Source organism: Klebsiella sp. MS 92-3 (assembly GCF_000195655.1).
Lineage (GTDB): Bacteria > Pseudomonadota > Gammaproteobacteria > Enterobacterales > Enterobacteriaceae > Klebsiella > Klebsiella pneumoniae.
In genome coordinates, this window is the sequence record NZ_GL882770.1 from 91,886 (window position 1) to 99,899 (window position 8,014).

Below are 8,014 nucleotides of genomic sequence, written 5' to 3' on the forward strand. Positions count from 1 at the left end.
CCTGCGCTTCGCGCAGGCAGCGCGCCACGCGCGACTCCCATGCCGCCAGGATAGCCATCAACCGTTGGGGAAACGTCTCGGGTAACAACGGGGCTTCCTGCAGCAGGTTGCCCACCAGGCAGCCGCGGCGAAACTGGAATTTCTCCATTCCCTGACCGGCATGACGCACAAAGGCCGCCATTCGTTCCAGCGGCGGCACGGCGTCGTCCAGCAGGAATTTATCTAATTTATGCGCAAAGAAGTCGCCATAGGCGGCAAGCACGGCGAGGCCAAAGGCCTCTTTGCTTTTAAAGCAATGATAAAACGACCCCTTTGGCACGGCGATATTCTTGATCACCGCATCAATACCCGCCGCGAGATAGCCCGTTTCGGTCAGCACTTCAAGGCCTGAGCGAATCAGCGCCTGACGCGTATCGTCAAACTGGCGATCGACCTTGGGTGGACGGCCGCGGCGGGGCTTCAGGACGGTGGAGGTATTGGGATTCATGATTTAGACCGTGCGGTTTAATTGTTTGTCAGGGTACGCCCAATTCAGGGGTAGGGCAAGCATTGCGCGTAGCGTAAGGCTGGCTGTCCAATCATCCTGAAATGGGGGGGCGTTAAGAATTACTTATCGCAAATACGTGGTTCGCACTGCCGGCGGGGGCACGAAATATAACTCTGCCGGGTATATTAGACTGGTCATTAATATCCATATTCACAATGCATAATACGAATTAATAATATTGGGAATATATAAACAGCGGAGGGCTGGAGCGGTTGAGTGGTTTTGTCCATGTGAAGAGGCTAATTTGCGAAGTCCCCGGTCGACAGTCCTGTGAGGACTTCTCCCCGGAATGCCGGCCGGCGATGATTTGCAGACGATAGCGGATTGACAAACGCGGCTTGATAAAAGACATTGTCACCCCTGATCCGGCACCGGTTGCCACCTCAGTTTAAATATTATCGCCGGCAGACAATGACGTCTGTCTTAAATTATCGGTGACTGGGTAAATAATCTGTTACCGAAACAACACCTGCGAAAAAGGATTAACAGTCTGATGTACAGAATGAATATTGCCGTCAGAGGAGGGGATGAATGTCGCTAATTGCTATCGTGCTGGTCTTTATCATGGCCATCGTGGTGACCGTGTTCCTGTCCCATCTTCTGCCCGTTAAAGTGCCGCTACCGCTGATCCAAATCGCCGCGGGCGCCGCGCTGGCCGCCAGTGGCTTTCAGGTCGATTTTGACCCGCATATTTTTTTACTGCTGTTTATCCCGCCGCTGCTGTTCCTCGATGGCTGGCGCATCCCCAAAGACGCTTTTTTCCGCGATATGAAGCCGATTTTATCGCTGGCGATAGGCCTGGTGATGGTGACTATTCTCGGTATTGGCCTGTTTATTCACTGGCTGATCCCGGCTATCACCGTGGCGGCAGGGTTCGCCCTCGCGGCTATTCTGTCGCCTACCGATCCGGTGGCGGTATCGGCAATGACCGCCAGCTCGCCGCTTCCCTCAAGGATGGCGCATATTCTCGAAGGGGAGTCGCTGTTAAACGATGCTTCAGGCCTCGTCGCCTTTAACTTCGCCATCGCCGCGGTGCTGACCGGCAGCTTCTCCCCGGGAGACGCGGTGGTGAAATTTTTCCTGATGGCCTTCGGGGGCATCCTCAGTGGCCTCGTGGTGGTGTGGGTCACCGGCAAATGTAATAACTTTCTGGTTCGGCGCACCCGCGAGGAGCCAGCCATCCAGATCCTGATCAGCCTGCTTATCCCTTTCGCCGCCTATCTGCTGGCCGAGGCGTTCCATGTCTCGGGCATTCTTGCCGCCGTCGCCGCCGGCATTGCGATGCATTATGAGCAGCTGTCGGGGCCCCGGCTTCCGGCGACGCGCATGAAAAGCAGCGCGGTATGGTCCATGCTGCAGACCACCCTCAACGGGATGATCTTTCTGATGCTGGGCGAGCAGCTGCCGCGCATGTTCAGGACGCTGCCGGCGGTAGCCAGCCAGGCCGGCGTCTCTTCGCCCTGGTACCTGCTGCTGTACGCCGTGGCCATCACCCTGGCGCTTGGTCTGATGCGCTTCGCCTGGGTATGGCTGTCGATGAAGCTGACAATTTTTCGCCGCAAACGTCGGGGCAAGGCCATCACCGTCCGTCCACGATTCAGTATCCTCGCCGTCATGGCGCTGGCGGGAGTGAAGGGCTCTGTGACCCTCGCCGGTATTCTGACGCTGCCGGTGGTGCTGGCAGATGGTTCGCCGTTCCCGGGCCGTGAACTACTGATCTTTCTATCGATGGCAGTGATCCTGATGTCGCTGGTGGTGGCGGCTATCGGTCTGCCGTTTATGACCCGTTATCTTGCCGATGATCTACCGCATGACACCGGTAAGGACGACATTGGCGCCGTGATGACCGAGGTGGCCATTAACCGTCTTAACGCGCTACTGGACGAGCCGGTGGAGGATCCCAGTGAGCAGGCCCTGCGGGCCGATGCCGGCAATATGCTGCTCGAAACCTATCAGCGGCGGCTTCACTATAACGACAATGACGAGGGGCAGGATGTCGGGCTGGAGCTGGCTAAGCGCGCCAGGCTGGAGAAATATATGCAACGAGAGGTCATTATCGCCCAGCGTCAGGAGCTGTTCCGGCTGCGCCGCGCCCATAACATCAGCGATATCACTTTTTATGAGGTGCTGCGGGAGATAGATCTGAAGGAAGAGAGTTTACGCTAAAGCCGCAATCGCCGGAGGGTGGCCATTCGCCTTCCGGCAGAAGTACCGGCGCTGAAAAGCAAAAAGCCTGCTCGAAAGCAGGCTTCTTAAATTTGGCTCCTCTGACTGGACTCGAACCAGTGACATACGGATTAACAGTCCGCCGTTCTACCGACTGAACTACAGAGGAATCGTGTGAACGGGGCGCATATTAACGATGCCATCCGGCCTTGTCAAAGCCTGATTCAAAGAATTGCGTTCGACTGCTGACAATTTCAGCAATAGCCACCCATGCGCTGTTTTTTTCACCATGTTGCACCGTTGTAGTGCGAATGTACCCCTAATGGGGCATACCACAATCTGCTTACCGGGCAAATAAAAACCGAATTGCTATCACTATCCCTTATAACACTGCCTGCGGCGGGCGACAGCCGAGGAAATGCAAAGCTGGCAAGCAAATTGCAAAAGCCAGTGCATCATACTCCCAGCGTTTACGCTGGCGTTCCTTACAGGAGGCAAAATGAACTTAAGACGACTGAAATATTTTGTGAAAATCGTCGATATCGGCAGTCTGACCCAGGCCGCTGAAGTCTTGCATATCGCCCAACCGGCCCTCAGCCAACAGGTCGCGACCCTGGAAGGTGAAATGGACCAGCAGTTGCTGATACGCACCAAGCGAGGGGTCACGCCAACGGAAGCCGGTAAAATTCTCTACACCCATGCGCGCACTATCCTGCGCCAGTGCGAGCAGGCGCAGCTGGCGGTCAATAACGTCGGCCAGACGCTGCGTGGTCAGGTGTCGATCGGCCTGGCGCCGGGCACCGCGGCCTCCGCCATTACCATGCCGTTGCTGCAAACGGTGCGCAATGAGTTGCCCGAGGTGATGGTCTATCTGCAGGAGAGCAGCGGCACAGCGCTGAATGACAAGCTGCTGGCGGGCCAGCTGGATATGGCGGTGCTCTATGAGCGTTCGCCGGTGGCAGGCATCGTCAGCCAGCCGCTGCTGAAAGAAGACCTTTACCTGGTCGGCACCCGCGACTGCCCGGGGCAGAGCGTGGATCTCACGGCGGTGGCGGAGATGAACCTGTTCCTGCCGCGCGATTACAGCGCAGTGCGGGCGCGGGTCACCGAGGCATTCACCCTGCGTCGTCTGTCGGCGAAAATTATCGGCGAGATCGAATCCATCACCACCCTGACCGCGGCCATCGCCAGCGGCATGGGGGCGACGGTGTTACCGGAATCCGCTGCTCGTTCCCTGTGCGGGGCGGCGAACGGCTGGATGGCGCGGATCAGCACGCCTTCAATGAGCCTGTCGCTGTCGCTGAACATGTCGGCTCGCGGCAGTCTGTCGCCGCAGGCGCAGGCGGTGAAAGAGATCCTGCTGTCTCTGGTGAGCCGCCCATCGCTGGAAAACCGTGAACTGCAGCTGGTCAGTTAGGGTATATTCTCTTAAGGAATAAGTTGCTGGTTTTTATTATTTGTTACCTGGGACAACAGACTTTAACAATAGCAGATACGTTAAGTCCATTGGCCCGGAGGAAAGGGTGAACTTCCAGCAGCTGAAAATTATCCGTGAGGCGGCCCGTCAGGATTACAACCTGACGGAAGTCGCGAATATGCTCTATACCTCGCAGTCAGGCGTCAGTCGCCATATCCGGGAACTGGAAGAGGAGCTGGGGATTGAGATCTTTATCCGCCGCGGTAAACGCCTGTTAGGCATGACCGAGCCGGGTAAAGCGCTGTTATCGATTGCCGAGCGGATCCTCAATGAAGCCAGTAACGTTCGGCGGCTGGCGGATCTCTTCACTAACGATGCGTCAGGCGTCTTAACTATCGCCACCACCCATACTCAGGCGCGCTACAGCCTGCCGCCGGTCATTAAAGCTTTCCGCGAGCTGTTCTCAGATGTTCGCGTCGAGCTGGTGCAGGGTACCCCGCAGGAAATCGAAGCGCTGCTGCATAACGGCGGAGCGGATATCGGCATCGCCAGCGAGCGCCTGAGCAACGATCCGACGCTGGCGGCTTTCCCCTGGTTCCGCTGGCATCACAGCCTGCTGGTGCCGAAGGATCATCCTTTGACGCAGGTTTCTCCCCTGACGCTGGAGGCGATCGCCCGCTGGCCGTTAATCACCTACCGCCAGGGGATCACTGGCCGTTCGCGCATTGATGAGGCGTTCAACCGCAAGGGGTTGATGCCGGATATCGTGCTGAGCGCGCAGGATTCCGATGTGATCAAGACCTACGTGGAGCTGGGGCTGGGCGTCGGGCTGGTCGCCGAGCAGTCCGGTGATGCCCGGGAAGCGGACACCTTTACGCGTCTTGATACCCGCCATCTGTTCGATGCCAATACCGTGTGGTTGGGACTGAAGCGGGGCCAGCTGCAGCGGAATTACGTTTGGCGCTTTATCGAATTGTGCAATGCCGGACTGTCGCTGGATGAGATTAAGCGTCAGGCGATGGAGCCGGAAGAGGCCGCAATCGACTATCAGATTTAAGGAAATGCTGGCCAGCGGGTCGGGGAGTGGAAATAACGCTATAATTCACACACGTGAGTCGCGACTGAGGAAGGGAAAATGACGATGCGGCGTGTGAAATTACTCTGTACGGCGCTGATGCTGCTTGCCAGCCACGGCGCGCTGGCCGTCAGCTATCCGCTGCCGCCGGAGGGGAGCCGTTTGGTAGGCAGCGCATTTACCATTGCCGTTCCGGAGAATAACACCCAGCCGCTGGAAAGTTTTGCCGCCCAGTACGGCCAGGGGTTAAGCAATATGCTGGAAGCCAACCCCGGGGTCGATGTCTATTTGCCACGCTCCGGTTCGACGCTGACTATTCCGCAACAGCTGATCCTGCCTGACACCGTGCGGGAGGGGATCGTCATCAACGTCGCCGAGATGCGTCTCTATTATTACCCGCCGCAGGGCAATAGCGTCGAAGTGCTGCCAATCGGCATTGGTCAGGCGGGACGTGAAACGCCGCGTAACTGGGTGACGGCAGTAGAGCGTAAGCAGGAAGGCCCCACCTGGGTGCCAACCGCCAATACCCGCCGCGAGTATGCGAAAGAGGGCAAAACGCTGCCGGCGATGGTGCCCCCCGGGCCCGATAATCCGATGGGGCTGTATGCGATCTACATCGGCAGGCTCTACGCCATCCACGGCACCAATGCCAACTTTGGTATCGGGCTGCGCGTCAGCCAGGGATGCATCCGCCTGCGCAATGACGATATTAAATTCCTGTTTGATAACGTGCCGGTTGGGACGCGGGTTCAGCTGATCGATCAGCCGGTGAAGTACAGCGTGGAGCCGGACGGCAGTCACTGGCTGGAGGTGCACGAGCCGCTGTCGCGCAACCGCGCGGAGTTTGAATCCGACAGAAAAGTCCCCTTGCCGATGACCTCGGCGCTGCGCGAGTTTACTCAGGGGCCGGGAGTGAGTCCTTCGCAGGCCGAGCAAACCCTGCAGCGCCGCTCCGGCATGCCGGTGAATATCAGCGCCACAGCGGCGCAGGGAAGTTTGTAGCGGGTCGTTTAGTCTGATTAACGGCTATTGTAAGAAGGCTCTTTTGCTGACGATGCATTCAACGTTGTTGGGAATAAGGATCGGGAAACCGATCCTTAACTTATCAACAGTGGCGGTGATGGCGTTTTAATGAGGGCGCCAGGAGATGCTCAGGAGGAGATGATAAAGTCTGCAAATATGCCTATGGACTTAATCTTGTTACTGAGGATTTTTTTTTGGCTGCCATTGTCCATGAAAGCGAAGATACCGCTTATGATAGCCAATATCCAGAATATAATACTAATGAATTTTGCAGAATCCATATTATCAAAACACTCCTGACCACAGCCACTACCGCTGACCCCCATTCCGACGATCATGAAGCTCATCATGCCGCTCAACAATGCCAGAATCACGAAGACTACAGTGATGAAAATTTTTATACCTTTTGTCATAAATTAATATCCTTATTTTATTAAATGCAATTTCCTATCATTATAATGAATGATACGGGAATGACGATATTAAAGATAAAGTGTACCTCATCGGTAATCCCATGAATACTGTAATTAGGTAAACAGGCTAGTGTTAGGGAAATATTTACAGCGAATCCCGAATAGGACGGCAATTCCGCATTATAGTTCTTGGATTCGTTATAAATATTTAAATTGGGAAAACGATTTCTATTATTCACTTTCGTTCAAAACAACGGGAATGACCCCCATCGCCGCTGATAAGCGAATCAGGGGATGGCGTCACTGATTGTTGGCAATGGGGACATGCTGCAGCATCACTTCAACGATCCAGTCAATAAAAACGCGCAGCTTGGCGTTGACATGGCGGTTCGGTGGAAACGCCAGGTACAGAGGCATTGGGCTAATCCGCCATTGTGTAAATAATGGAATCAAAGCGCCAACGGCCTGATGCGCTGCCGCCATATAGTTGGGCAGCGCAATCACGCCTAAGCCAACTAACCCAGCTTCGAGGTAAGCATTGCCATCATCCACGGCAAGTACGTAGTTGCCCGTGATTTCAATACGTTCATTCTCACTGCACAGTACCAAAGGATCAATCTTACTGGTGCGTGAGGACAAGAATCCCACTATGCAATGGTCAGTATTTTGCAGCTCGCGCGGGTGTGCGGGAGCGCCAAGGCGTTCCACATAGCTGGGGGCGACGTAGACGCCGATTTGCAAATCGCCGACATGGCGTGCGATTAGGGACTGGTCGGTGATTTGACCTCCGCGCAGAACGCAATCCACGTTGTCGCCGATCAGATCCACTACCCGGTCGCTCACACCCATGTCGATCTGGATATCAGGGTAGCGGGCGTGGAAAGCCGGTAGCGCCGGCACCAGAATAAGGCGGGCCAGCGGACTCGGTACATCCACCCGTAGCCGTCCCCTGGGCGTCATCGCCGCACTGGACAGGCTGTTTTCAGCATCCTCCATGTCTGCTACGCAGCGGCAGACCCAGCGGTTACCGCCGGATCGAAAGTCTGTAGCCATAAGGTTGGGAGCAGCATCGCTGATTTTCACCTGCGGGGATCACATACGGAACCTTGGACGGTACCTACGGTACGATGCTGCTTATACCCGCTGGCGGAGAGATATCAGAAGCGGCGGTGTTGCCAATCTTTTTTGGAACCGCGCATTATCGCCTTACACCCAGGTATGGTCCGGCACGGTTAAACCGCCTTTATTTAAGCCTTTGCGGGAGCGTGGGGCTCACGGCCGTTCAGCTTGCCTCATAGCAAGAAAATAGCACCTACACCAGGATAAGATTGCATGCTTGGGGAGCGGAGAGGATCACGGAAAGCAAAAATCCC

General features: G+C 55.8%; 7 protein-coding genes and 1 tRNA gene. 4 read left to right on the forward strand and 4 right to left on the reverse strand.

What is annotated here, in order from left to right; genetic code table 11:
* Positions 1 to 487: TetR/AcrR family transcriptional regulator (locus HMPREF9538_RS20145; protein WP_009484422.1), on the reverse strand; the 487-nt coding region annotated here is incomplete at its 3' end.
* Between the two features lie 591 nt (positions 488 to 1,078).
* Here HMPREF9538_RS20145 and HMPREF9538_RS20140 point away from each other — a divergent pair.
* Entirely contained in the window at positions 1,079 to 2,713 is a 1,635-nt protein-coding gene (locus HMPREF9538_RS20140; RefSeq protein ID WP_009484423.1) for a Na+/H+ antiporter, read from the forward strand.
* Positions 2,714 to 2,806: 93 nt separating this feature from the next.
* Here HMPREF9538_RS20140 and HMPREF9538_RS20135 read toward each other — a convergent pair.
* Positions 2,807 to 2,882 (reverse strand) — tRNA-Asn (locus HMPREF9538_RS20135).
* Between the two features lie 330 nt (positions 2,883 to 3,212).
* On the opposite strand from HMPREF9538_RS20135, the gene nac reads away from it, so the two are divergent.
* From nac to ldtA, 3 genes are all read left to right on the forward strand, one after another.
* Positions 3,213 to 4,130 carry a nitrogen assimilation transcriptional regulator NAC gene (gene nac, locus HMPREF9538_RS20130; protein ID WP_002911729.1) on the forward strand — a complete coding sequence of 306 codons (918 nt, stop codon included), beginning with the start codon at positions 3,213 to 3,215 and terminating at the stop codon, positions 4,128 to 4,130.
* Positions 4,131 to 4,236: 106 nt separating this feature from the next.
* Positions 4,237 to 5,187: an HTH-type transcriptional regulator Cbl gene (gene cbl, locus HMPREF9538_RS20125; protein ID WP_004180456.1), complete on the forward strand. Its 951-nt coding sequence runs from the start codon at positions 4,237 to 4,239 to the stop codon at positions 5,185 to 5,187.
* Between the two features lie 78 nt (positions 5,188 to 5,265).
* On the forward strand, positions 5,266 to 6,207 hold the full coding sequence (gene ldtA / locus HMPREF9538_RS20120; protein ID WP_009484426.1) for a L,D-transpeptidase: 942 nt from the start codon (positions 5,266 to 5,268) through the stop codon (positions 6,205 to 6,207).
* A 149-nt stretch (positions 6,208 to 6,356) separates the two neighbouring features.
* On the opposite strand, the gene HMPREF9538_RS20115 is transcribed toward ldtA, so the two are convergent.
* Together HMPREF9538_RS20115 and HMPREF9538_RS20110 are read right to left on the reverse strand one after the other, a co-directional pair.
* Complete coding sequence (locus HMPREF9538_RS20115) at positions 6,357 to 6,641, reverse strand: hypothetical protein (RefSeq protein WP_009484427.1); 285 nt, start codon at positions 6,639 to 6,641, stop codon at positions 6,357 to 6,359.
* A gap of 300 nt (positions 6,642 to 6,941) precedes the next feature.
* Positions 6,942 to 7,694 (reverse strand): LysR substrate-binding domain-containing protein, encoded by a 753-nt coding sequence (locus tag HMPREF9538_RS20110; RefSeq protein ID WP_223174602.1) that lies wholly within the window; start codon positions 7,692 to 7,694, stop codon positions 6,942 to 6,944.
* Positions 7,695 to 8,014: the final 320 nt, after the last annotated feature.

What these genes read in the sequence shown, in the direction of transcription:
- HMPREF9538_RS20110 (WP_223174602.1), bottom strand. Translation starts at nt 7,694, where the DNA reads ATGGCTACAGACTTTCGATCCGGCGGTAACCGCTGGGTCTGCCGCTGC.
- nac (WP_002911729.1), top strand. Translation starts at nt 3,213, where the DNA reads ATGAACTTAAGACGACTGAAATATTTTGTGAAAATCGTCGATATCGGC.
- ldtA (WP_009484426.1), top strand. Translation starts at nt 5,266, where the DNA reads ATGACGATGCGGCGTGTGAAATTACTCTGTACGGCGCTGATGCTGCTT.
- HMPREF9538_RS20115 (WP_009484427.1), bottom strand. Translation starts at nt 6,641, where the DNA reads ATGACAAAAGGTATAAAAATTTTCATCACTGTAGTCTTCGTGATTCTG.
- HMPREF9538_RS20140 (WP_009484423.1), top strand. Translation starts at nt 1,079, where the DNA reads ATGTCGCTAATTGCTATCGTGCTGGTCTTTATCATGGCCATCGTGGTG.